General features: G+C 72.7%; 20 protein-coding genes. 9 read left to right on the top strand and 11 right to left on the bottom strand.

Annotated features, from left to right (window positions below):
- Window positions 1–266 precede the first annotated feature (266 nt).
- Complete coding sequence (locus WMF42_RS01315; RefSeq protein WP_437689846.1) at window positions 267–737, top strand: L-2-amino-thiazoline-4-carboxylic acid hydrolase; 471 nt, start codon at window positions 267–269, stop codon at window positions 735–737.
- A gap of 138 nt (window positions 738–875) precedes the next feature.
- On the opposite strand, the gene WMF42_RS01310 is transcribed toward WMF42_RS01315, so the two are convergent.
- The 5 genes from WMF42_RS01310 to WMF42_RS01290 form a co-directional block, all read right to left on the bottom strand.
- The gene (locus WMF42_RS01310) at window positions 876–1,841 is read right to left on the bottom strand and encodes a S1 family peptidase (RefSeq protein WP_437689845.1); all 966 of its coding nucleotides are present in this window, start codon (window positions 1,839–1,841) and stop codon (window positions 876–878) included.
- Between the two features lie 293 nt (window positions 1,842–2,134).
- Window positions 2,135–2,611: a bifunctional diaminohydroxyphosphoribosylaminopyrimidine deaminase/5-amino-6-(5-phosphoribosylamino)uracil reductase RibD gene (gene ribD, locus WMF42_RS01305; RefSeq protein ID WP_061611213.1), complete on the bottom strand. Its 477-nt coding sequence runs from the start codon at window positions 2,609–2,611 to the stop codon at window positions 2,135–2,137.
- Window positions 2,612–2,955: 344 nt separating this feature from the next.
- Window positions 2,956–3,357 (bottom strand): hypothetical protein, encoded by a 402-nt coding sequence (locus WMF42_RS01300; protein ID WP_437689844.1) that lies wholly within the window; start codon window positions 3,355–3,357, stop codon window positions 2,956–2,958.
- 20 nt (window positions 3,358–3,377) lie between these two features.
- Window positions 3,378–3,722, bottom strand: coding sequence for a hypothetical protein (locus WMF42_RS01295; RefSeq protein WP_437689843.1), 345 nt, complete (start codon window positions 3,720–3,722; stop codon window positions 3,378–3,380).
- A gap of 58 nt (window positions 3,723–3,780) precedes the next feature.
- Window positions 3,781–4,236 (bottom strand): hypothetical protein, encoded by a 456-nt coding sequence (locus WMF42_RS01290; protein WP_437689842.1) that lies wholly within the window; start codon window positions 4,234–4,236, stop codon window positions 3,781–3,783.
- 621 nt (window positions 4,237–4,857) lie between these two features.
- Between WMF42_RS01290 and WMF42_RS01285 the strand changes: the two genes are divergently transcribed.
- Entirely contained in the window at window positions 4,858–8,397 is a 3,540-nt protein-coding gene (locus WMF42_RS01285) for a PD-(D/E)XK nuclease family protein (RefSeq protein ID WP_437689841.1), read from the top strand.
- A 67-nt stretch (window positions 8,398–8,464) separates the two neighbouring features.
- Here the strand turns inward: WMF42_RS01285 and WMF42_RS01280 are convergent, their stop codons facing one another.
- Window positions 8,465–8,908: a GFA family protein gene (locus tag WMF42_RS01280; RefSeq protein ID WP_061612443.1), complete on the bottom strand. Its 444-nt coding sequence runs from the start codon at window positions 8,906–8,908 to the stop codon at window positions 8,465–8,467.
- Between the two features lie 68 nt (window positions 8,909–8,976).
- On the opposite strand from WMF42_RS01280, the gene WMF42_RS01275 reads away from it, so the two are divergent.
- Window positions 8,977–10,161 carry a hypothetical protein gene (locus tag WMF42_RS01275; protein ID WP_061612442.1) on the top strand — a complete coding sequence of 395 codons (1,185 nt, stop codon included), beginning with the start codon at window positions 8,977–8,979 and terminating at the stop codon, window positions 10,159–10,161.
- 89 nt (window positions 10,162–10,250) lie between these two features.
- On the opposite strand, the gene WMF42_RS01270 is transcribed toward WMF42_RS01275, so the two are convergent.
- A complete protein-coding gene (locus tag WMF42_RS01270; RefSeq protein ID WP_437689840.1) occupies window positions 10,251–13,871 on the bottom strand; it encodes a GAF domain-containing protein in 3,621 nt (1,206 codons plus the stop codon).
- Window positions 13,872–14,490: 619 nt separating this feature from the next.
- On the opposite strand from WMF42_RS01270, the gene WMF42_RS01265 reads away from it, so the two are divergent.
- From WMF42_RS01265 to WMF42_RS01250, 4 genes are all read left to right on the top strand, one after another.
- Complete coding sequence (locus tag WMF42_RS01265) at window positions 14,491–15,777, top strand: DUF4142 domain-containing protein (RefSeq protein WP_437689839.1); 1,287 nt, start codon at window positions 14,491–14,493, stop codon at window positions 15,775–15,777.
- A 297-nt stretch (window positions 15,778–16,074) separates the two neighbouring features.
- Window positions 16,075–16,293 (top strand): hypothetical protein, encoded by a 219-nt coding sequence (locus tag WMF42_RS01260; RefSeq protein ID WP_061611953.1) that lies wholly within the window; start codon window positions 16,075–16,077, stop codon window positions 16,291–16,293.
- Window positions 16,290–16,721, top strand: coding sequence for a hypothetical protein (locus WMF42_RS01255; RefSeq protein ID WP_061611954.1), 432 nt, complete (start codon window positions 16,290–16,292; stop codon window positions 16,719–16,721). The genes WMF42_RS01260 and WMF42_RS01255 overlap by 4 nt, the downstream gene beginning before the upstream one ends.
- An 85-nt stretch (window positions 16,722–16,806) precedes the next feature.
- Complete coding sequence (locus WMF42_RS01250) at window positions 16,807–17,523, top strand: SDR family NAD(P)-dependent oxidoreductase (protein ID WP_437689838.1); 717 nt, start codon at window positions 16,807–16,809, stop codon at window positions 17,521–17,523.
- 100 nt (window positions 17,524–17,623) lie between these two features.
- Here the strand turns inward: WMF42_RS01250 and WMF42_RS01245 are convergent, their stop codons facing one another.
- Entirely contained in the window at window positions 17,624–18,043 is a 420-nt protein-coding gene (locus tag WMF42_RS01245; RefSeq protein WP_061611956.1) for a hypothetical protein, read from the bottom strand.
- A 149-nt stretch (window positions 18,044–18,192) separates the two neighbouring features.
- On the opposite strand from WMF42_RS01245, the gene WMF42_RS01240 reads away from it, so the two are divergent.
- Complete coding sequence (locus WMF42_RS01240; RefSeq protein WP_437689837.1) at window positions 18,193–18,708, top strand: hypothetical protein; 516 nt, start codon at window positions 18,193–18,195, stop codon at window positions 18,706–18,708.
- Window positions 18,709–18,857: 149 nt separating this feature from the next.
- Here the strand turns inward: WMF42_RS01240 and WMF42_RS01235 are convergent, their stop codons facing one another.
- Window positions 18,858–19,736, bottom strand: a complete 879-nt coding sequence (locus WMF42_RS01235) for a hypothetical protein (protein ID WP_437689836.1) — start codon at window positions 19,734–19,736, stop codon at window positions 18,858–18,860.
- 16 nt (window positions 19,737–19,752) lie between these two features.
- The gene (locus WMF42_RS01230; protein ID WP_437689835.1) at window positions 19,753–21,387 is read right to left on the bottom strand and encodes a serine/threonine protein kinase; all 1,635 of its coding nucleotides are present in this window, start codon (window positions 21,385–21,387) and stop codon (window positions 19,753–19,755) included.
- Between the two features lie 432 nt (window positions 21,388–21,819).
- Between WMF42_RS01230 and WMF42_RS01225 the strand changes: the two genes are divergently transcribed.
- On the top strand, window positions 21,820–22,107 hold the full coding sequence (locus WMF42_RS01225) for a hypothetical protein (RefSeq protein ID WP_155798220.1): 288 nt from the start codon (window positions 21,820–21,822) through the stop codon (window positions 22,105–22,107).
- Window positions 22,108–22,138: 31 nt separating this feature from the next.
- Here the strand turns inward: WMF42_RS01225 and WMF42_RS01220 are convergent, their stop codons facing one another.
- On the bottom strand, window positions 22,139–22,651 hold the full coding sequence (locus WMF42_RS01220) for a hypothetical protein (protein ID WP_061607163.1): 513 nt from the start codon (window positions 22,649–22,651) through the stop codon (window positions 22,139–22,141).
- Window positions 22,652–22,760: the final 109 nt, after the last annotated feature.

The following is a 22,760-nucleotide window of genomic DNA, read 5'->3' as shown; positions in this document are numbered from 1 at the left end:
CCACTTCAACTGGCCTGCTGGCCGGCCAGGCCTGCCACGTCGACCCGCCCTTGGCGCGGTGAGAAGTCGACATGGTTGCTTGTCCCGGAGCCGCATGTGGTAATTTGGGGGGCATGTCGCCGTCGGAACGTCTTGCTCAGGTTCTCACGGAAGGCCGGTTCGTCGCGATTCGCGAGCTCGGCGAAGAGAGCGCGGCCGAGCTCCACACGCACGCCAAGGAGAGGTATCTCGCGCTCGAGGAGACCATACCCCGGTTCCGGAGCAGCATGAATCGCAAGCTCTTCGAGCTTTGCCCGCCCGTGCTCGCGATCTACCTGGCGCTCCACCACGACCTCGGCGTGGACCGGGGGCCGGCGCTGCGCCTCACCGAGGACATGCTGCTCGCGTTTCATCGCAAGCAGCGGAGCCGGAGCCCGCTCCTCGGCGCCGCCCTGGAGATCATGCTCCGGTTGAGGCCCGCGCGGAGCCTGCTCCTGAAGAGCATGCTCACGCGCGAGCCGGGCGGCTTCCGCTTCGACAGGGCCAGCGACGCCGGCGCCCTCCTCGCCTTCGACGTGCGCGCGTGCCCGCTCGTGGCGTTCGCGCGGCGGCACGGCGCGCCGGAGGTTGTCCCGATGATCTGCCGGCTCGACGACCTCCAGGTGCAAGCGCTCCATGGCGTCGAGCTCCAGCGCACGGGCACGCTCGGCATGGGCGCCGAGCGGCGCGACTTCCGCTACGTGACAGCGAAGAAGTAGGCGGCGAGGCGAACGGCGGCTCGCGCCGGCGGGCGACATGGTCCGTCGCCAGATCGAGGCGTTCGTCCTCGCCTTCGACTCGAACGTCGCGCCGATCGCCGGCCAGCCCTTCACCCGCCCTTCACCCTCACCCCTCCTTCACCACCCCGACCACCACTCCGGCGCGTCGTCGTCGGGCGCGCAGTCCGGGTCGGCCGGCTGCACGCACGCCAGCGCGCACACGCCGTCTGCGGCGCAGTGGCGATCGGCGCAGTCCGGGTCGACGACGTCGGGGCCGACATCGCACGACGCCTCGCAGAGGCCATCGGCGCGGCACGGGTTGTCCGCCTCGAACTCGTCGATGGTCGGCTGGATGAACCGGGCGAGCTGGAGGTGATCCGTGCGCGCCTGCACCCCGTCGAGGGTGCAGGGGTCGTCGCCGAACGAGGTCACGCCGGCGTGGCGCTCGACGCCCCACCGCACGAGGAACGCCGGACCTCCGGAGTCGCCGGCGCACGTGTTCATGGCCGGGACCTGGTAATAGAACTGGGTCTCGGTGATCGTCCCCGGCGTGCCGCCGACCTGGGCGGGGCCGACCGCCAGGATGGGAAACGCCGCGACGCGGCGCGTGCCGAACCCCGTCCCGGCGACGCCGTCGGAGACCCCGTAACCGACGAAGGTGTAGTCCGGCCCGACGTACCAGCCGTTGTTCTCCATCGACTCGCGCAGGAGCGGCGCGGGCTGCACGGGCGCGTCGCTCTCCAGCTTGAGCAGGGTGATGTCGTTCTCGAGGGTGCCCGGGTCAAACCCGGGGTGCCTCCTCGACTCCTCGACCCGCACACTCGCCGAGCGCCGCCCGAGGCTCGTGCCGAAGTAGACCCGCGTGGCCCCGCCGTGGCAGTGCCCCGCCGTGATCACGGTGCGCCGCGAGATGACCGTCCCGGTGCAGTACGCCCGGACCCGGTTGCCCACGCCCACGACATAGGCGTGCGCTGTGTCGACGGCGCCTCCGACGATGCGCTGTCGGGACGTGAGCACGGGCTGCTCGCCGTCGTCTCCGGCCAGCGTATCCGCGCAGCCGGGCGCGCCGAGGCAGAGGAGCGCGATCAGGAGAGCATTCTTCATACTGCTACCTTTCCGTCTAGAAATGATGTCTAGAGCGGCCACTGCGTGAGGGTGCGCACACCATTGCGCCACTTGGCTCCTCCGCTGGGAGGAGGCCATATCAAGCGTGGTGCCAGCGCCCTGCTCGGCGAGACCGCGAGTCGGCTCCGGCGCGCGGCGGGGGTCCAGGAAGGGCGCGCGAGCGGGAGTCCTGGAATCGCGCGCGAGCGGGGTGGATCTCGCCCGATCGCAGGAAAGCCCGCCGGGACGGCGGGGACGTTCACGAGGAGCGCGGGCGCGGCGCTCGCGGGGTGTCAGGACGTCGACGTCACTCGCTCGACCAGGGCGCTGCGCTCGGCCATGGTCGCGATGTAGACGCGGTTGAGCTCGCGGCACGCGGGCTCGCGGACGCCGATCACGACGTCGATCCCGGCGCTCTCGAGGAGGGCCACGCCCCTGCCGGAGACGAGGGGGTTCGGGTCGACCATCCCGATCACGACGCGACGGACGCCGGAGCGGAGGAGCGCGTCGGTGCAGGGCGGCGTCCGGCCGTGGTGGCAGCACGGCTCGAGGTTGACGTAGAGCGTGGCCCCCTCGGCGCGGCCGGCGAGCTTGCGGAGCGCGTCGACCTCGGCGTGGGCCAGCCCGGCTCGCTCGTGGAACCCCTCGGCGAGGAGCACGTCGTCGCGCACGATGACCGAGCCGACCATCGGGTTCGGCGCTGTGTGCCCGGCGGCGAGCGCCGCGAGCTCCAGGCAGCGCTCCATCCAGCGAAGGTCGACGTCGTTCATGCCGGCCTCGGGCCGCGGCGGTCCATGTAGGGGCGGCCGGCCTGTTCCGCCGCAACGTCGCACAGCATGCCGCGCCAGTATAGCGGAGGACCGCGAGCGGGGCAGCGGCCGAGCGGCGCGGCCCCCGCTCGCCGGCGCGGCGCCCCGTCCGCCCCGCGCGGCGTCCCGCGGCTACCGCGCCACCTTCGGCTGGCACCGGCTCACGCTGGGGCGCCTCACCGCCGCGCTCGCGATGCCGGCGCTCGCCTCGCGCGGCCTCGTGCCGGCCAGCGCGCTGGGCGGGGGTGCGGGGCGTGGAGCGAGGAGGATCGCTCCATGGGCGCGTGGAGCGCGACGCGGGGGCCTCACTGGCACATGGGCTGGTCCAGCTTGGCGACGAAGGCGTTGTGCCAGCCGTAGCGGGCCGGCGCGACGGAGTAGCCTCCAGCGCCGTCGAGGGTCAAGGCGATCGAGCCCGCGCACGGCACCTCGGGCGTATCCGCAGAGCGCTTCACGTAGTGACGGTACGCGTAGGTCACCTCTCCCGTGCGTGCCAGGCCTTGCGCCAGGCGCTCGTCAGGCCGATCGTGGCACCTCGACGTGAGCTGGGTGCAGAGGGCGCGGCACGATCCAGCGCGACGCGCTGCGTGGACGTGGTCCGCGATCCCTCCGCAGGTCACGCGCAGGACAGCGGAACACGCATTGGGCTGCTCGCCGTCGACGATCGCCCTGACCTGCTTCCCATAGGGCGGAAGCACCACGTCCACGCTCCATCCGGTATCGCCGCTCACTCATCGCCCTGGCGAGCGACCACGAGGACGATCGTGCCGCAGCGCTTCCTGGCGCGCACGACCGCGACGTACGCCGGCCACGAGAACTTCTTGTCCGGGTCCACGTCGCGCTGCACCTCGATGACGATCGCCAGCACGAGCGTGCCAGTCGCGCCGCGAAGCTCGAGCACCAGGTCGGCGCGGAACTCCACCGGGATGAGCTGGTCGAGCGACGACTCGACCACCGCGACCGAGGCGTGCGGCGGCACCTCCACGTGGAAGAGCGTCGCGAGAAAGCGGGGCGCGAGCTCCGGGTGCTCGCGGAACATCTCGACGAGGGCGTTGTGCTCGAGCGTCGGCATGACGCCCGGCCTCGAGCACGCCCCATGCCGGCACGGGACCGGTCACGGTGGCCACGGCTCACTGGGACTGCCCCCGGCTGCGCTTGGACGCCGCTGCCGCACGGGCGTCATTCACCTTCGCGGGATCGGAGTTCGTTGGCGGGCGTCGCTTCGGGATCCTCCGCGCCGCTCCTCGCGCGAAGGGATTGCTGCCTTCGTCGTAGGCATAGGCGAACGGTCGAGGGTCGCGCCTTGGCCACAGATTCGTGAAGGTCGTGCCATCGATGTCGCGGTAGGCAATACGGAGGCGCTTCTCAACCTTGTTCGTACCGAGGTACCTGCGAAACGTGCGGTGGGCTGCCTCGGGCGCATTGGTGTGGATGAAGAAGTTCACCGTACCCGCGCCGATGTCGTGGCCGTCGACCACGCACGTGCGAGGCATGCAGGCGATCAGACGATCCTCGAACGCGACGACGTCCCCATGGGTGGAGAAGAAGTCGTGCGGGAACTGGATCACGAGCTGGTAGCGCGGCATCGCGGCACCTCCTGCGGCGTGGCAAGCCCTTCGTAGGTTCGTCTTCGTCTAACGTCGCAACTCGCTGTGAAGCACCGCCTATCCGCGCATTCGAGCATGTAGGCCGCGAGCCACCGCGGCCTACGATCCGTATTCCCATGGATGGGGCGCATCTCCCCGCAGCCCGTGTCCAACTTCCGGTGGACAGGCCGTGACCTTTGGCGTCCTACCAGCGCATATCCATAGATAGGCTGCTGCAGGAGCATGTACTCCGGCAGTTCGGCCGCCGGCGCTCCGGTCCGTCGCGCCGCACGGATTGAACCCAGGACACCGCGCCCGTACGGCCGGAACCAGGGCGAAGCTTGCGTGCGCATGATCGATCGACGGGGTGGTGGGGATCTCGCGCGTGGCAGCGTACGCGGAGCCGCCGCCCGGGCCAAGCGGCTCGCGGCCTCCGCCCGATAGCCTCGACTGGCCCGAAGCCGGCGGCCTCGACCGACCCCGCGCCAGCGCCGTCCTGCTCGGCGGCGGGTTTCCTCCCCCTCCGTTCTGCTTCACACTCCGACTCCGCCGGCCTGCACCGCGTGCAGCGGCCTCCCCCGGGGCCCTTCCGGCCTCCGCCGCTTCCGCCTCCACGACCCCGTGCCCCACGTCCTCATTACCTCCCCCAGCGCCGCCGCCCGCCTCGATCGGGCCGCGGGCTGGCTGCGCCGCCGGCGCCCCGCCGATCGCGTGCTCCTCGTCGGCGCCTCGGTCGAGGCCGTGAGCGAGCTCGCCCGCGCGTCGATCCGCGGCTACCGCGCCACCTTCGGCTGGCACCGGCTCACGCTGGGGCGCCTCGCGGCCGCGCTCGCGATGCCGGCGCTCGCCGCGCGTGGCCTCGTCCCGGCCAGCGCGCTCGCGATCGAGGCCCTGTGCGCGCGCGCGCTCGACGGGCTCGCGCACGACGGGCTGCTCGGGCGCTTCGCCCGCGTCGCGGATCGGCCCGGGCTGCCGCGCGCCGTCGCGCGGACGCTCGACGAGGCGCGGCTCGCCGGCGTCGAGCCGGACGCGCTCGCGCCGGCCGACCTCGATCGCATCGCCCGCGCCTTCGACGCCGCCCTCGACGAGGCCGGCCTCGCCGACCGCGCGCTCGTCCTGCGCCTCGCCGCCGAGCGCGCCCGCGCCGACGACGGCGGCGACCCGCGCGCGAGGCACCCGCTGCTCGGGCTGCCGATGCTCCTGCTCGACCTGCCGGTGCGGTTCGCGCTGGAGCGCGAGCTCCTCGAGGCCGTGGCCGCGCGCTCGCCCGACGCGCTCGCCACCGTGCCCGCGGGCGACGCCGCGTCGCTGCGCCACCTCGAGGCGGCGCTCCGGTCGCCGCCGCGCCGCGTCTCGCTGACCGCGGTCTCCGCCGCGCACGACGGCGCCGGCGCGGGCGAAGGCGCCGACGACGGCGACGGCGCGGACGGCGCGGGCCACGAGCCGCCGGGCGCGCCCAGCACCTCGCTGGCGCGCCTGCAGGAGCACCTGTTCGACCCGCTCACCGACGACGCCCCCGGGCTCGGCGACGAGGTAGAGATCCTCTCCGCGCCCGGAGAGAGCCGCGAGTGCGTGGAGATCGCGCGCATCGCGCTGCGCGAGGCCGGCGCCGGCGTGCCGTTCGAGCGGATGGCGATCCTCCTGCGGGCGCCCGAGCAGTACCGCGCGCACCTCGTCGAGGCGCTGCGCCGGGCCGGGATCCCCGCCTACTTCGCGCAGGGCTCGGTCCAGCCCGATCCCGCGGGCCGCGCGCTCCTCGCGCTGCTCGCGTGCGCGGCCGAGCACCTCTCGGCGTCGCGCTTCGCCGAGTACCTCTCGCTCGGGCAGGTGCCCGACCCGACCCCCGCGGGCGAGCCGCCGCCGGCCGCGTCCGAGGCCGATCGCTGGGTGCCGCCGGACGACGACCTCTTCCCCGAGCTGCTGCGCGGCGGGCTCGACGACGAGGCGCCGGCGGACGACGACGCGCCCTCCTCGGCGGGCGCGCCGTCCACCCCTGCGGGCGCGCCGTCCACCCCCGCAGGCGCGCTGTCCACCCCTGCGGGCGCGCCGTCCACCCCCGCGGGCGCGCTGTCCACCCCTGCGGGCGCGCTGTCCACCCCTGCGGGCGCGCCGGCGTCGCCGGGCGCACACCCTGACGCGCCGGTGCAGGACGGCACCCTGCGCGCCCCGCGGCGCTGGGAGCGGATCCTCGTCGACGCGGCGGTGATCGGCGGGCTCGATCGGTGGAAGGCGCGGCTCTCGGGGTTCGAGCGGGAGCTCCGGCTCGAGCTCTCGCGCGCCTCCGAGGAGCGCGACACAGCGCGCGTCTCGCGGACGCTCGCGGACCTCGCGGCGCTCCGCGACTTCGCGCTGCCGCTGCTCGCGGCGCTGCCGAGCCCGAGCGAGCGCATGACCTGGGGCGCGTGGCGCGACAGGCTCTCGGCGCTCGCGACGCGCGCGCTCCGGCGGCCCGAGCGGGTGCTCGCCGTGCTCGCGGAGCTCGCGCCGATGGCCGACGTCGGCCCGGTGGACCTCGGCGAGGTGCGCCTCTGCCTCGCGCACCGCCTCACCGATCTCGTGCTGCCACCGGCCGCCCGCCGCGACGGGCGCCTGTTCGTGGCGCCCATCGAGGCCGCCCGCGGGCGCTCGTTCGACGTCGTCTTCGTTCCCGGCCTCGCCGAGCGCATCTTCCCGCAGAAGGTCACCGAGGATCCGATCCTCCGCGACGCGCTCCGCCGGGCGATCGCCGGGGGCGCCTCGGGCCTCGACACGAGCGACGACCGCGTCGCGCGCGAGCGCCTCGCGCTCCGGCTCGCTGTCGGCGCGGCCCGGCGCAAGCTCGTCGTGTCGTACCCGCGCGTCGACATGGACCAGTCGCGGCCGCGGGTGCCGTCGTTCTACGGGCTCGAGCTGCTGCGCGCCGCCGAGGGCAGGCTGCCCGGCTTCGGCGAGCTCGAGCGCCGCGCCGAGCAGGGCGGCGCCGCGCGCATCGGCTGGCCCGCGCCCGCGCGGCCCGAGGACGCCATCGACGCCGCCGAGCACGACCTCGCGCTCCTGGAGACGCTCTTCAGCCTGCCCGAGGAGCAGACCATCGGCACCGCGCGCTACCTGCTCGGCGCGAACCCGCACCTGGCGCGGGCGCTCCGCTTCCGGGCGCGGCGCTGGATCCCCGCCTGGACGAGCGCCGACGGGCTGTTCAAGCCGGTCGCGGAGGCGCGCGAGGCGCTCGCGAAGCACGCGTTCGGGCGCCGCTCGTTCTCGCCGACGGCGCTCCAGCACTTCGCCGCGTGCCCCTACCGCTTCTTCCTCTACGCCGTGCACAAGCTCGCGCCGCGCCCGTCGCCCGAGGCGATCGAGGAGCTCGACCCGCTCCAGCGCGGCCGGCTCGTGCACGACGTGCTCTACGAGGTGCTCGTCGCCCTGCGCGACGCGGGCAAGCTGCCGGTGAGCGCGCCTTCGCTCGACGAGGCGCGGGCCGAGCTCGACCGGACGCTCGACCGCGTGGCCGCGCGCTACGCGGACGAGCTCGCGCCGGCGATCCAGCGCGTGTGGGACGACGGCATCGCGTCGGTGCGGGCCGACCTCCGGGAGTGGCTGCGGCGCGCCGCGGAGGACCGCGACTGGGAGCCGATCCACTTCGAGATGTCGTTCGGGCTGCCGCGCCGCTTCGCGACCCGCGACCCGGGGAGCTCGGACGAGCCCGTGGAGCTCGACTGCGGCGTGCGGCTCCGCGGGTCGATCGACCTCGTCGAGCGGAGCGTGTGGGGCGCGATGCGGGCGACCGACTACAAGACGGGCAAGGCCCGGGCGCCGCGCGACGCTGTCGTGAGCGGCGGCGGGACGCTCCAGCCGGTGCTCTACGCGCTCGCGCTGGAGAAGCTCATGCCGCCCGGGACGCAGGTCGAGTCGGGGCGGCTCTATTACTGCACCTCCGCCGGCGGGTTCACGGAGGTGCCGATCTACCTGGACGCGCGGGCGCGCGAGGCGGCCGCGCAGGTGGCGGGGATCATCGGCGACGCGATCGACAGGGCGGCGCTCCTGCCGATGCCCGCCGAGGGCGCGTGCGCGCACTGCGATTACCGGCCGGTGTGCGGGCCCTACGAGGAGCTCAGGACCGGCAAGATCAAGCGGCGCGACATCGATCAACGGCGGCGGCTGGAGCAGCTCCGCAGGCTGGCGTGAGCGCGGGCGGCGCGCGCACGCGGCGCGTCCAGCCGGGCGCGGGCGCGGCGCGCGGCGAGGGTGCCAGTCACCCGGGATCGACAGGATTCGCTGGCGCCTTCGAGCCGGCGGTCACCCACGGCGGGTCTTCCACGTGCTGCGCCGTGCCCGCGAGGGCGGGCAGCCAGCGCTCGCGGCGCTTGATCCAGAGCTCGTAGGTCGGCGAGAGATCCGCGGGCGCCTCGTCCAGACACCCCAGCTTGATCTCGGCCTCACCCTCCTCTTCCCTCAGCGAGAACAGCCGTGATCCGCACGTCGGGCAGAAGCTGCGTCCTTCCCAGCACCTCGTCTCGCCCGTGAACTCGAAGCTCGCCCAGGGCCATATGGCGAACGCCAGGAAGACGCTGCCCGTCACCTTCCTGCAGTCGGTGCAGTGGCACAGCCCCACGCGGATCGGCTCACCACGAAGACGAAAGCGCACCGCGCCGCAGGAGCAGCCGCCGCTCCGGACGCGCTCGGATCCAGCTTCCATATCGCCTCCACGAAAAGGTCCGGGGCGCATCATAGCCGTCGCTGCGCGCCCGTTCTATAGACTCCCTCATGCACAGCAAGTTCGCTTTGCCCTGCGCCCTGATCGCGCTCGCGACGGCGGGCACCGGATGCAATCTCCTCTTCGGCATCGAGCCTGGCACCGAGGCGGCCACCTCCTCGTCCTCGACGACGGCGAGCACGGCGTCGGGCGGCGGAGGCTCGACCACGACGACGTCGGGCTCCGGCGGCCACGGCGGTGAGGGCGGCGCGGGCGGCGCGGGCGGCGGCCCCGCCTCGTGTGCCCCGTCGAGCTGCACCGCGGGCCAGTGCCCGGTAACGCAGATGGCGACAGGGTTCGGGTCCAACCCGAAGGGAATGGTCGTCACGCAGGACGCCGTGCTCATGGCGAACAACGCGGCCATCGTCTCCATCCCGAAGGACGGCGGGGCCCCGCGTACGCTCCCCGGCACCCTTGGATTCGGCGACACCGCCTGGGTCACCTACTCGGGCGGGCAGCTCTCGTGGATCAACTGGAGCAACGGAGACGTGCTGGGGATCTCCATCGATCCGCCGAGCTCGAGCCCCATCGAGATCGCGGAGGTCCCCCGGCAGGAAGACGAGGATATCGTCCCGGCCTTCGGCCGGATCGCCTCGTACGGCGACAGCGTCTACTGGGTGACCCAGACGCCCGCGGCCGTCTGGCGGGCCAAGGCCGATGGCAGCCAGCCGCTCGCCGAGCAGGTAGCTTCCGGCGGCCAGCCGGTCGGCATCGCCGTCGACGCGACGCACGTTTACTGGGCGGAGTACTCCGAGCGCAAGATCCTGCGCAAGACGAAGGATCCGCTCGGCGATACCGCCGAGGTCTTCGCGGAGACGAACGGACACCCGAGCGAGATCGTCCTCGCCAACGGCGTCTTGCACTGGGTGACCGACACCACAGGCGCGGTCCAGTCCAAGGCCACGAACGCGGCGCTCGATGCCCCGCCCTTCACCACGACGGTCGACGCTCAGGCCGTCTCGAAGTCGCTCGCGGTGGACGACGAGTTCATCTACTGGACCGTCTACGTGAACGGCGCCGGCCAGGGCGAGGTGCGGAGGGCGCGCATCGGCGAGGGAGACGCGACCACCCTCGCGACCGGGCAGCCGTACTTCTTCGAGATCGCCGTCGATTGCGGCTCCATCTACTGGAACGTCAACAACCTCGAGGCCGACGAGGAAGCGATGGTGCTCACGATGCCGAAGCCCTCGAACTGAGAAGAGCGATGGCAAAGAGCCGCGCTCTGACCCCGAAACGGGCGTCATGAGCGCTGGCGAGCCAGGCGCTCACGGCGGCTCCCGGCGCCTCAGGCCGCCCCCTGCGCCCCTTCCCTCTTCGGCCACGTGAACCGGAACGTCGCGCCGCTCTTGCCGTCCGACTCCACCCACGCCCGCCCGCCGCGGCTCTCCACGATCTTGCGCACGATGGCGAGCCCGATCCCGGTGCTCTCCACCTTGTCCCGCGCCTGCAGCGTCTGGAACATGCCCCACACCTTCTCGTGGAACGCGGGCGCGATGCCAGGCCCGTTGTCCGACACGGAGAACTCGACCCTGTCGCCCTCCTCGCGGGCGCCGACGGACACCCGCGCGTCCTCGCGGCCCGCGTGCTTCAGCGCGTTCGTGATCAGGTTCATCAGCACCTGCTGGAGCGGCACCTTGTATGTCCGCAGGACGGCGGGCGGCACGTCGAGCGCGACCTGCGCAGGCGGCTTCGGCGCGATGAGCTCGACGACCTCTTTCGCGAGCTTCTCGACGTTCACGCTCTCCGGCTTCTCGCGGAACCTCGTCGCGCGCGAGTAGGCCAGGATCCCCTCGATCAGCGCCTCCATGCGCTGCACGCGCCCGCGCAGCAGATCCATCTGGTGGCGCGTGTCGGCGGTGAGCTTGTCCGACAGATCCTCCTCGATCCACTGGGCCAGGCTCGCGATGCCGCGGAGCGGCGCCTTCAGGTCGTGGCTCGTCACGTACGCGAACTGGTCGAGCTCGGCGTTCGTCCGCTCCAGCGCCCGGATGAGCACCTGCGCCTCCCGGAACAGCCGCGCGTTGTCCATCGCCACCGCCGCCTGCGCGGCGAGGCCGACGACGATGCGCTCCGAGCGCTCGGTGAACACCCCCGGCTCCGGGTGGCCGAAGAACATGGCGCCGATGACCTTGCCGCTCCGGGAGACGACCGGCACGGCCAGGTAGCTCGCGACCGGGAGGTGGCCTTCCGGCGTACCCTGGTAAGGGGTGTTCTTGCCGTAGCGCGGATCCCTGGTCACGTCGTCGAGGCGAATCACGCCCTCGCCGCTGAACGTCGGCGCGAACACCGCCGTGTTCCGCGGCACCGGGAAGCGCGAGAACGCCTCTCTCGGCGCCCCGGAGAGCGAATAGAGCATGCAACTGTCGCCCTGCGGGTCGTTCACGTTGTAGAAGAACGCGCCGAACGCCGCGCCGGAGAGCTTCGTCCCGGCGTCGGTGACCGACTGGACGAGCGCGTCGAGCTCGAGCTCCGCCGACAGCGCCTGCCCGACCTCGTGGAGCGTCTCGAGCACCTCGGCGTGCTCCCGCGTGAGCCGCTCGGCCTCGCGCTGCTGGCTGATATCGATGTTGCAACCCACGTACTCGCGGGCGCTGCCGTCCGGCGCGCGGACGGGCGCCGCGCGCGCCGCTGTATGCGCGTACGTGCCGTTGCTCCGGCGGAGCCTGTACTCGGCCTCGTACATGGCCCCGCGCGCCAGCGCGTCCGCCCAGGCCCGCATCGTCGTCGCCCGATCGTCGGGGTGGATCGCCTCCAGGAAGCCGCCGTTCAGGTACTCCGCCTCGGTCTGGCCGGTGAACTCGAGCCAGCTCGGCGAGCTCTCGACGACCTCTCCCTTCTCCGTGGCCGTCCACACGATGGCCGTGGTCGCCTGCACCAGCGTGCGCAGGCGCGCCTCGCTCGTGGCGAGCTCGGACGCGAGCTGCTCGACGCGGCGGCGCGCCTGCACCTGCTCGGTCACCTCGAAGGCGAACGCCATGACGCCCTCGGTGCTGCCGTCGGGCGCGCGCATCGCCTGGTACACGAAGTTGAAGAACCGCTCTTCCTCCGGGCCGGCGGCGCCGCGCCGGAGGCGGAGGGGCACGGACGTGCCGACATAGGGCCGCCCGCTGCGGTAGACCGCATCCAGGAGCTCGAAGATGCCCTGGCCCTCCAGCTCGGGCAGCGCCTCGCGGATGGGCCTGCCCATCACCTCACGACCGCCGAGGATGTCCGCGTACACCGGGTTCACCAGCTCGAAGGCGTGCCCGGGGCCGCGCAGGATGCAGATGCCGGCGGGCGCCTGGTTGAACAGGCCCGCGAGGCGCTCGCGGGACGCGTCGACCTGCTGGAACAGCCGCGCGTTGTCGAGCAGCAGCGCCACGCGGTTCGCGAGCTCCTCGGCGAGCGCGACGTCCGCCTCGTTGAAGCGGCGGCCCGACTCCGCGTGGACCAGCGTGAGCGCGCCGATCGTCCGCTCGCGCCCCCGGAGCGGGACGACGACGTAGGACCTCAGCCCGAGCGACCGGATCAGGCGCAGGTGTTCGGGGTCCATCGCGGCGGCCTCGAGGACGGCGTCCGGGATGTCCGGCACCCACTCGGGGCGGCCGGTGCGGATGACCGCGGGCACGCCCGTCGGGGCGTCGAGCCGGGGCGGCGACATCGCCCGCAGGCGCTCGGACAGCTCGAGCTTCGCCGGATCCATGTGGTGAACGGCCACGCGCTCGATTGTGTCGCCGTTCACCATGTCGACCGCGCACCAGTCCGCCAGCGTGGGGACCGCGAGGTGCGTCAGGTGCGCGAGCCGCGACGCGTAGTCGAGCGAGTTGGAGAGCACGGCGCCCGCCTCGCTCAGGAGGCGCAGCGTCGCCTGCTGCCGCGCGAGCTCGGCCGCGAGCGTCTCCGCGCGCGCCCGGGCGCTGCGCTCCTGATCGAGCAGGCGCGCCCTGTCCAGCGCCGACGCGCACTGCGCCGCCACGCTCAGCAAGAACTCGCGATCTTCGGCGCCCCACGGCCGCTCGCGCGCGAACGAGAACGAGAGCCCGCCGAGCAGCGCGCCGTGGGCGACGATCGGCAGGACGGCGAGCGCCTGGATGTCGTCGCGCGCCGGCCTGAGCGCCGCGAGCTCCGGATACGCAGCGTGCAAGGCCTGCTTCGTCGCCACCCAGCACGGGCGGCGCTCCCGGAGCGCCTCGGAGAGCGGCAGTCGGGCGTCGAGGCGCACGGCCGCGTAACGGCTCGAGCGCTGCTCCTCCAGCCCGCTGTGGCCGACGAGCGTCGCGACCCCGGCCGCCTCGTCCGCCGTGTACATCATCGTCGTCGAGGCGCCGATCACGCGGTGGATGTCGCGGACGACGGCGGTGGTCATCTCGTCGAGCGTCACCGCGCCGCTCAGCGCGGCGCTGACGGCGAGCAGCGCCTGCGTGAGCTGCGCGCTGCGATGGAGCTCCTCGACGCGCTTCTCGAGCTGCGCCGCGAGCTCCACGCGCTCCGCCTCGATCTGCTTGAGGTGCGAGATGTCGGCGAACACCGAGATCCCGCCCTCGATCTCGCCGTCGGGCCCGAGGATGGGCGCGGCGCTCCCGAGGACCATGGCCCGCGTCCCGTCGAAGCGCTGGATCGGGGTCTCCTCGCTCTCGATGACCTGCCGCTGGGCCATCGCGCGCGCCATCGCCCAGTCCGCGGCCTCGTACGGGCGGCCGTCGTGGTGGAAGGCGCGATAGAGCGTCCAGTCGCGCATCGACTCGGTCGAGGCGCTGCCGGCCCAGATGCGCTCCGCCGCCCGGTTGTGCAGGATGAGCTTCCCGGACGCGTCGCACAGGATGACGCCGTGCGGGCTGTGCTCGAGCACCGCGTCGAGCCAGCCGCGATCGCGGGAGGCAGCGATGCGGAGCCGCTCGATCTCGCGCTTCAGGGCCTCGATATCCATCACGTCAGCGCGGACCGGGGCCCGGCGCCGCGAGGAGGGCGATCGGGCGTGGGAGCTCCCATGAAGTGACCTCGGCCAGAAGCTCGGAGCAGGGCCGAAGCGTCGCACGTCCGGACATCGCGCGGAGCTTACGCTCATCGGCGGCGCAGCGAAAGGCGGCGCGGCCCGCCGCGGCGCGGCCTCGCGCGCTCGCGGCGGCCGCGACCGCGGCGCTCAGGCAGCGACGGCGGCGGCCGGCGCCCGCATGCGCCGCGCCGCGACGGTGGCGGCCGCGACCGCGGCGAGGACGAAGCTCACGCGGGCGCGAGCGGGCGCTGGCGCGAAGGGCGCGCGAAGGACGACCGATGGCGCCGCTCCCCGGTCAGGCGGGTGCGCGAGCAGGTCAATTGCGATCGGCGTCGCCGCGCCGGCCGCCGCGCGACGACCAGGGTCGACGCTGCGCGAGACATCGATTCTCGCGCCGATCCCGGCCCGGCCGCGGGGCGCTCGGGGAAATGACGATGCAGGCTTAGGGCTCTACCTCGCTCACCATCCCCGGAGCGGGAACCCAGATGTTGGGGGCTCGATAACCGGCAGGTGAGCGCGACAGCGCGCCGATATCGAGCAAGGAGCAAGCAAGATGTTGCGCAATCGTTCAGGTCGCCTCGTGGCGATCATGTTCGCGGGGAGCTTTGTGCTCGCGGGGGTTGGCGGGTGCATCGCCGGTGCGGATGAGGCCGAGACGGACCGCGAGGCGACGGCCGGCGGCGAGAGCGGCCGCCGTGACAACACGGACGCTGACGGCCGGCGCGGCGGCCAGACGCACGGGGATCGTCAGAGCCGCGCCGGCGGCAGGCAGAGCGGCGGCGAACAGGCCGGCAGGCAGGGCGGCCGCCAGGGTGGCGAGCAGGGCGGCCGCCAGGGCGGCCACCAGGGCGGCCGCCAGGGCGGCGAGCAGGCCGGCTACCAGGGCGGCCGCCAGGGCGGCGGCGGACAGCGGGGCGCGGAGCAAGCGTGCGGCGAGCAGGCCGGCTACCAGGGCGGCCGCCAGGGCGGCAGCGCGCAGTCCGGAGGTCACAGCGCGATGCGGCAGGTGTCGGAGCAGGAGCTCGCGACGCTTGTCTCGATCATCAACCGGCAGGAGGTGAAGCTGTCGAAGATCGCGCTGGAGAAGGCCGAGTCCCCGGAGGTGCAGCGCTTCGCCGAGGCGATGATCGACGAGCACTCTCGGGCTGAGCAGCACGGGGTCCGGCTGTCGAGGGGCGCCACCGCCAGCATCGAGGCCTGCCCGCAGTGCCAGCAGCTCCAGGACGACGCGGTCGAGACGAGCGAGTCGCTGCAAGAGCAGGAAGGCGCAGAGTTCGACGTGGCGTTCATCTGGGCCCAGATCTCCCTGCACCGTCGCGCCATCGAGATCCTCGACGAGCCGCTCGTCGAGCAGACGAAGAGCGTGAACCTCCGGTCCCACCTCATGCAGATGCGCTCGGACGTCGAGCAGCACCTGAGGAGGGCCGAGCAGATCTTCTGCACGCTGCTGCAAGCGCGACAGCAGCAATCCGGCCAGCAGAAGGGCGCCCAGCAGCAAGGCCCGCAGTCCGCCCAGCAGCAAGGCCCGCAGTCCGCCCAGCAGCAAGGCCAGCAAGGCGCCCAGTTCCAGGGCCAGCAGCAGCGCGGTCAGCAGCAAGGCCAGCAGTCCGCCCAGCAGCAGCGCGGTCAGCAGCAAGACCAGCAGTCCGCCCAGCAGCGCGGTCAGCAGCAAGGCCAGCAATCCGCCCAGCAGCGCGGTCAGCAGCAAGGCGCCCAGTTCCAGGGCCAGCAGCAGCGCGGCCAGCAGCAAGGCCAGCAGTCTGCCCAGCAGCAGCACGGCCAGCAGCGAGGCGGCCAGTCGCAAGGCCAGCAGTCCGCGCCGCAGGGCCCGCTGCGCTGAGCACAGCGGCAAGAGGCACCGCAGACGTCGCAGCAAGCGGCGCCACGCCCTCACCTCCCGCCGACATGAGGAATCCCCTTATTTAGCAGCCCTTCTCAGCGGAGAAATTGAACAGGGGGCGGGGAGGCGGGGAGTAATTTGAAGATTTTCCTCCCCGCCTCCCTGTGAATTTTCCGAAGAATTCGAGGGGATTCCTCAACCCGCGGACCGGATCATCGATCCGCGGCCGCCCTCTCGCCCGCCGCGCGTGCGCCCCGGCGTGGCGCTCGCGCGCGCTCGAGCTGTATCCTCGCCCGCATGCCGCCGACGCCTCCGTACGCCCCCTCCCCCACCTTCCCCGGTCGCGGCGCCGTTCTCCCCGCCCCTCGCGGCACCTTCTCGCGGATCGTCGACGCGTGCCGCTCCTCGTCCGAGCCCGGCGCGGGCGCCGCGCAGGCAGCGGAGGCGATCACCGCGCAGGCGGAGGAAGCGTCCGCGCAACAACCCTCCGGGGTCGAGCGCGAGGTGCCCGCATGATCCCCCGCCGCCGCCTGCACCGCGCCGTCTTCTCCCTCGCCGCCCTCTACAACGCCCTCTGGGGCCTCCACGCGGCGCTCGACCCGCAATGGCTCTTCCGCTTCGCGGGCATGCCGCCCATCAACCACCCTGCGATCTTCGCCTGTCTCGGGATGGTGGTCGGCGTCTACGCCCTTCTTTATGCGGAGGTCGCGCGCGCCCCCGAGCGCGGCTTTCTCCTCGCGGCTGTCGGCCTGCTCGGCAAGGTCCTCGGGCCGATCGGCCTCGCGGCGCTGCTCGTGACAGGGGAGTGGCCGCCGCGCGCCGCCGTGCTCTGCTTGACGAACGATCTCGTCTGGTGGGTCCCCTTCGGCCTGTATCTCCATGACGCGTGGCCCTTCTATGTGCGTCAGTGGAGGGCTCCAGCGGGAGAGGAGCGCTCGCCCTGAGGTCCTGGTGAAGGCCGCGGGCCCCGGAGCAGGGTAACCTACCGGCGCTCGCCGGGCGCGAGGCCTGGCAGGAGGTGATCGACTCATGAGCTCGAACAGGGTAGCGGTCGTCGTCGGCGTCGGCCCCGGCCTCGGCGCCGCTGTGTCCAGGCGCTTCGCGCGCGAGGGGTTCTCCGTCGGCCTCGTGGCCCGCACGGCCGCCACGTGCGAGGCCGTGCAGCGGGAGATCGAGGGGGACGGGGGACGCGCCCTGAGCGCCCCCGCGGACGCGACCGACCCGGGCTCGGTCGCGGCCGCCTTCGCGCGGATCAAGGGGTCGCTCGGCCCGGTGGAGGCGCTGATCTACAACGCCGGCGCCTTCCGCGTGGCCGGCGCCCTGGAGCTCACGCCGCGGGAGCTCGAGGACGACTGGAAGATCAGCTGCCTCGGCGGCTTCGTCGCCGCGCAGGCCGCGCTGCCCGACATGCTCGAGCGCGGCCGGGGCACGCTCCTCTTCACGGGCGCCACGGCCTCGCTCCGCGGCGGCGCGCGCTTCGCGGCCCTGGCCGTGGGCAAGTTCGGCCTCCGCGCCCTCGCCCAGTCGCTCGCGCGCGAGCTCGGCCCGCGCGGCATCCACGTGGCCCACGTGATCATCGACGGGCTGATCGACACCCCGCGCGTGCGCGCCATGGATCCCGGGAGGGACGCCGCCACGATGCTCGCGCCGGAGGCGCTCGCGGAGACCTACTTCCAGCTCCACGCCCAGCCGCCGAGCGCCTGGACCCACGAGATCGACGTGCGCCCGTCGATGGAGAGGTTCTGAGCCGGCGCGCGGCGCCCGAGGCCGCGAGCCACAACGAGAAGCTCGCGGAGCTCGCGAGCAGGTAGGGGCCCGGCGCTCAGGCGCTCAGGCGGGCCGCGCTTCACGGATCGATCCAGTTCCAGGGAAAGTCGACCTCGACGAGCGTGTCCGTGTCGCCGTACACGTCGACCGACTCGACGCGCACGACGTCGCTCTTCTGGAAGCCATCAAAATCCACGAGCCAGGTCTCGACGTCGTAATAGCCCCCGGGGAGATCGAAGAGGGTGAGGCCGAGCTCATCACAATCCGCGGACGCCTCGGTCACGAAGCCCGCCTCGTCCTCGACGCGGACAACGAGCCCATCCACGTCGTAGTCGAAGCACTGGAATGAATCAGCGCGGCCATCGATCGTCAGCGCCACCGTGAGCGAGCCGTACCCGGAGTGGTAATGGTCGTCGTTGTCGACGATGATGCACCCCGCGAGCGAGGACGAGGCGAGAATGCAGGCAGTGAGACCGGAGAGCACCTTCGAGAGTTTCATGGGTTGTCTTCCTTGATTGGAGTCTGGCGCCGTCGCGCCGATGGGCCACAGTTCAGCAAGCGCCATACCACCAGCAGGCGCGCTGCGTCGGGCCGGCGGCGGCGCCCGGCGCCGTCGGATGGCATCGCTGTTGCTCTCCGGAGGTCTCCATGAACATCAACGCGCCTGACCTCCAGAGCTCTTCCCCCAGAACCACGGCGGTTTCGCCGCAGCGCAGCAGGCCCGCCGCGCTCGCCGCGCTCGCCGCGCTCGCCGTCCTCGGCGCGACCGGGTGCGCCGCCGAGGTCCACACAAGGACCGTCGCCCCCGCGCCCGTTGTCGTCACGCACCGGGAGTTCGCGGTGGGCGAGGAGCCGGTCGTTCACATCGCGGCGGCGCCGGCCTACATCGAGACCTACCCCCGCGTCTACTACCGGGGGAGCTACGTCTATTACGTGGACGGCCGCTGGTACTATCCGACGCGCCACGGCTGGGTCTACTACCGCGAGGAGCCGCGCGCCCTTGTCAGCTACCGCGTCGAGTTCGACAGGACCCGCGTCCACCACCACCATCAGCCTCACCACCACCACAGCTACCGCGCCACGACGCGCAGGCCGTCGGCGGAGCCGCGCGTGGAGCACCGCCCGCAGCGCGTCGAGCACGCGCGGCCCAGGCGATCCCCCTGACCGAGCGATCACGGCGGGCGTGACGTCCCGGGGACGCTCCCGCCCGCCCGCGCCCGGTAGCCCTTCGACCGCTCGCCCGTGAACGCGTCGAACGCGCGGGTGAACGCGCCGAGGCTGGGCGCGCCGAGGCCACCGCGCTGGCCACCGCGCTACAGCGCGCCTCGGAGCTGGAGCAGCGCGCCACGGGCGACCGGCGCGACGTCGACCGACGCCGCGGCGGGCCGGCCCGGCGGGACGTCGACCGGCGCCGCGGGGCGGAGCCAGAAGAGGATCCCCGCGGAGATCGCGGCCCCGACGCCCGCGGCGAGCGCGACGTCGGCGACGAGGAGCCGGGTCCGCACGGGCTGCACCTGCGCGTCGTCGCAGAACGGCGCGCAGCTCGCCTGGAGCGACGCGCGCCCGGCCAGGCCGGCCGCGCCGAACCCGGCGGACAGCCCGGCGGCCACGAGCGCCGATCCGCCGAGCACGTAGACAGCGAGCGGCACGGGGCGCGGCCCCTCCGGCGGCGGGGGCGCGGGGAGCGCGGGCGGCGGGGGGCTCGCCGCGCGCTCGCCGAAGAAGACGGACACCGGCCTGCCCCTCTCGCGCTCGCGGATGAGGAGCGTCCTCTCGATGGGCGCGTGCGGCGGCAGCTCGAACCGGAACACGCGCTTGCCGGGGTCGACCTCGATCTCCTTGCCGTCGAGCGCCTCCGCCACGAGCTGGCCGTCGATGAGCACGCGGGCGTCCGGCTCGTCGCCGCGCTGCGACTCCGCGGAGAGCACGACCGACGGGATCTCCTGGAGGAGCGCGGACAGCCAGCCCGCGCAGTCCGAGCGAAGGAGCGATGGGCAGGTCGATCGCGCGCACGCGAGCAGCGCGCCGCGCGCCTCCCGGAACCTGCCCTGCTGCCGCGCTACCTGCGCCTGCTCGTGCTTCTCGAGGCACGCGGCCTTCTCGTCGGCTCGCTGGCCCAGCGCGGGCGAGCCGGCGAGGAGCGCGGCGGCGGCGGTCAAGAACGCTCCCGCCCCGACGAGCGGCCTGCTCACCCCGGGCGCGCGGCGCTCAGAGGCACGCCGGCTTGAACTTCTTGATCCCATGCTCGTTGAAGTCATAGGGCGGGTTGCAGTCCGCCTCCGGCGGCGGCGCCGCGGGCTCCGCCGTGGGGGCGCGCTTCACGACGCGCGGCGGCGCCGGTGCCGCGGGCGCGTCCCGCTTCTCCTGCTCGAGGACGAGATCGAGGTCCACGTTCCTGTCGAGGACGATCTCCGCGCGCGCGCTCGTGTAGCCCGGGGCCTCCGCGCGCACCTCGTGCGCCGCGCCGCTCTTCTCCATCCGCGCCTTGAAGGGGTTCGTCGCGAGCGGCTCGCCGTCGAGGAACAGCGCCGCGTGCCGGGGCGACGCCGCGATGCGGACGCGGACTGTCGCCGGGCGGGCAGGCTGCTCCACCGCGGGACCGGGCGCTGCCTGCGCGGCGCTCGCCCCGGACGCGGCGGGCGCCGGCGGGGCCGGGTCGCCGCGCGGGCCCGGCGCGAGCCTCCACGTGAGGAACGGGACCGCCACGGCCACGCACGCGACGCCGACGAGCGCGGCGCGACGCGTCCGGCTCGGGGCGGGCGCCCCGGTGATGCTGTTGCGGACCGCGCGGATCCCCGTCTCGGAGCGCGCCTCTCGGTCCATCCCCTCCGCCTCGGCCCACGCCAGCGACGCCACCTTCGCGAGCTGCGCCTCGACCGATTTCTTCATCGCGGCCCGCTCGCCCTCGAACAGCGTCGAGACGAACTTGCCGATAGCGCCGTTGGTCACGCGCGCGCCGAGCGCGTCGATGACGGCCTCGAGGTCCGCCGCGAGCTGCGCGGCGGTCGCGTACCGGTCGTCGCGCTCCGGGGCGAGCGCCTTCATGATGACGCGCTCGAGGTCGACGGGGACGCTCGGATTGACGCTCCTCGGGGCGGCGACCTCTCCGTTGAGCACGAGGTTCATGAGCAGCGGATCGGGCGTCTCCTTCCACATCCGCTCGCCCGTGGCCGCTTCCCACAGCATGACCCCGACCGCGTAGAGATCCGCGCGTCGGTCGATCTTCTCGCCCATCATCTGCTCCGGCGACATGTACCGGATCTTGCCCTTGATGACGCCGGTCTCGGTCTGGCAGTCGGACCCTCGATCGAGCTTCGCGATGCCGAAGTCGAGGATCTTCACCTGCCCGTCGTAGGTGACGAAGATGTTGTGCGGCGTCATGTCGCGGTGCACGACGTTGAGCTTCTGGCCGTCGAAATCCTCCAGCTCGTGGGCGTGGTGGAGGCCGCACAGGGCGTGGACGATGATCTGGAGGTGCATGGCGAGCGGCAGCGATCCGCGGCCGATCGTGAGCACGCTAGAGAGGGGCTGCCCGTCGAGGAACTCCATCACGAGGACGGGGCTCCCGTTCTCCTCGATCGCCTCGTTGGTCTGGACGATGTTGGCGTGGTTGAGCCGGGCGGAGAGGCGCGCCTCGTTCAGGAACATCCGCCGGAACTCGGGATCGAGCGCGTGCGCCTTCTTCGGCGTCTTGAGCACGACGAGCTTGCTGAAGCCGCTCGGGCCGTGAGCGACGGCGAGCAGCGCGCGGGCGGTCCCTCCCTGCCCCAGCTCGAGCAGGACACGATACTTTCCGTGCGTCTCGCTCGCGCTGTCCACGATCCTCTCGACCAGCCCCGCCACGGGATCCGAGAGTACACGGCGCCCTGGTGGAGAGAAAGCGCACGCGAGGGAGAGGCGGTGCGCGCCTGGCACGATGAGGGTCGACGTGGCGCGCTGTGGGCGTTCACCGGTCGCATGGCGACACGCATGCTGGGACGCTCGAACAGCGGTCCTACGTGGGGCCGCCCACGAATGAGAGCGGAGACGACGACGAGAGCGGCCCGTGCCTCGGCCATGATACGGCGCATCAGAGCGCGTCATGGAAGCACGGGACTCGACGGCGGCGTGCTGCCTCGAACGGCCGCGGAAGCCGCGCGACCGTGGGTCTCATCGAGATCGATCTTGGCACCCGAGGAGTCCTCCGTTACACTTGAGAGCGTTGGATCCCGGGCGCCCAGCGGACAGGTGAGGCGACACGCTCAGTGGACATTCAGCGTACATCCTGAGGTTCAGATGTCGGCTACCAGACGCGATTCGCTCTACCCGGAAATGCTCGACGGCCCGACGAGCGCGCCTTCTGCCCCCTCAGGGCACACGATCCCACCGGAGAGCGAGCAGCGCGTAGCCCAGCGGTGCGTCGATTGCGGTACACCGGCGCCGAAGACGGAGACGAACTACACGCTGATCAGCTCGCGGTACGGGTGGAGGCTGACGCGGACCGTCGACGCGAACGGGCGCCGGATCATGGAGTGGCGCTGCCCGAGCTGCTACACGCGATACCGGGCGAAGCGGCCGCTCTGATCGTGATCCCGAGGGGCCCGGCCCCCCGCCGTCACGACGAGCATCGGCACGATCCGCGGATGCACGTGGCGAAGCCGACCTCGCAGGTGCACGGGGTGTTGCAGAAGCCGCAGTGTTCAAGGCTGGTGTTCGTGTTGGTCTCGCACCCGTTGTTCAGGTCGCCATCACAGCTCTCGTACTCTGTGCCCGGGATGCACCTGCTCAGGATGCACTGGCCTTCCGCGCTGGAGGGGTCGCAGACGGCGTCCGCCTGCATCAGGGTGCACGGCGCGCACCGGTCCGGAGTACACCCGTAGTCAGGGTCCATGATCGACACGCAGCTTCCGTAACAGGATTTCTGCCCGCTCGGGCACGAGACGCCGTCCTGGAGCGGATCGAGGTCGACCGTCACGCTGCACGACGCAGCGGCCGCGAGGGGCATGAGCGCCGCGAGCGGCGCGGCAAGATCGCGCCGGCGGGCGCCCCGCAGCGCGCGCCACAGCCGAGAGACGAAGGGGACTCGCGCTCGGCCCCGCTGCCCGACATCGAGCAAGGAATCGCTCATCTCACACCGTACTTTCCGCCATACCTCGCATGTCCCCGGCGCGCGGATCGTACACGGAGCGGCGCCTGACCGGAAGTTCGACCAGCGGCCGCGACTCGACCCATGAGCT

This window comes from Sorangium sp. So ce176 (assembly GCF_051519835.1).
Lineage (GTDB): Bacteria > Myxococcota_A > Polyangia > Polyangiales > Polyangiaceae > Sorangium > Sorangium cellulosum_G.
The sequence above is the reverse complement of the archived record's forward strand: the minus strand, read 5'-3'. Positions and strand labels throughout refer to the sequence as shown.

Coding starts and splice junctions, on each gene's coding strand:
- WMF42_RS01310 (WP_437689845.1), bottom strand. CDS start 1,841: ATGAAGAATGCTCTCCTGATCGCGCTCCTCTGCCTCGGCGCGCCCGGC.
- WMF42_RS01260 (WP_061611953.1), top strand. CDS start 16,075: ATGCCGCCGACGCCTCCGTACGCCCCCTCCCCCACCTTCCCCGGTCGC.
- WMF42_RS01275 (WP_061612442.1), top strand. CDS start 8,977: ATGCACAGCAAGTTCGCTTTGCCCTGCGCCCTGATCGCGCTCGCGACG.
- WMF42_RS01315 (WP_437689846.1), top strand. CDS start 267: ATGAATCGCAAGCTCTTCGAGCTTTGCCCGCCCGTGCTCGCGATCTAC.
- WMF42_RS01245 (WP_061611956.1), bottom strand. CDS start 18,043: ATGAAACTCTCGAAGGTGCTCTCCGGTCTCACTGCCTGCATTCTCGCC.
- WMF42_RS01290 (WP_437689842.1), bottom strand. CDS start 4,236: ATGCCGCGCTACCAGCTCGTGATCCAGTTCCCGCACGACTTCTTCTCC.
- WMF42_RS01225 (WP_155798220.1), top strand. CDS start 21,820: ATGTCGGCTACCAGACGCGATTCGCTCTACCCGGAAATGCTCGACGGC.
- WMF42_RS01280 (WP_061612443.1), bottom strand. CDS start 8,908: ATGGAAGCTGGATCCGAGCGCGTCCGGAGCGGCGGCTGCTCCTGCGGC.
- ribD (WP_061611213.1), bottom strand. CDS start 2,611: ATGAACGACGTCGACCTTCGCTGGATGGAGCGCTGCCTGGAGCTCGCG.
- WMF42_RS01295 (WP_437689843.1), bottom strand. CDS start 3,722: ATGCCGACGCTCGAGCACAACGCCCTCGTCGAGATGTTCCGCGAGCAC.
- WMF42_RS01270 (WP_437689840.1), bottom strand. CDS start 13,871: ATGGATATCGAGGCCCTGAAGCGCGAGATCGAGCGGCTCCGCATCGCT.
- WMF42_RS01265 (WP_437689839.1), top strand. CDS start 14,491: ATGTTGCGCAATCGTTCAGGTCGCCTCGTGGCGATCATGTTCGCGGGG.
- WMF42_RS01250 (WP_437689838.1), top strand. CDS start 16,807: ATGAGCTCGAACAGGGTAGCGGTCGTCGTCGGCGTCGGCCCCGGCCTC.
- WMF42_RS01255 (WP_061611954.1), top strand. CDS start 16,290: ATGATCCCCCGCCGCCGCCTGCACCGCGCCGTCTTCTCCCTCGCCGCC.
- WMF42_RS01240 (WP_437689837.1), top strand. CDS start 18,193: ATGAACATCAACGCGCCTGACCTCCAGAGCTCTTCCCCCAGAACCACG.
- WMF42_RS01220 (WP_061607163.1), bottom strand. CDS start 22,651: ATGAGCGATTCCTTGCTCGATGTCGGGCAGCGGGGCCGAGCGCGAGTC.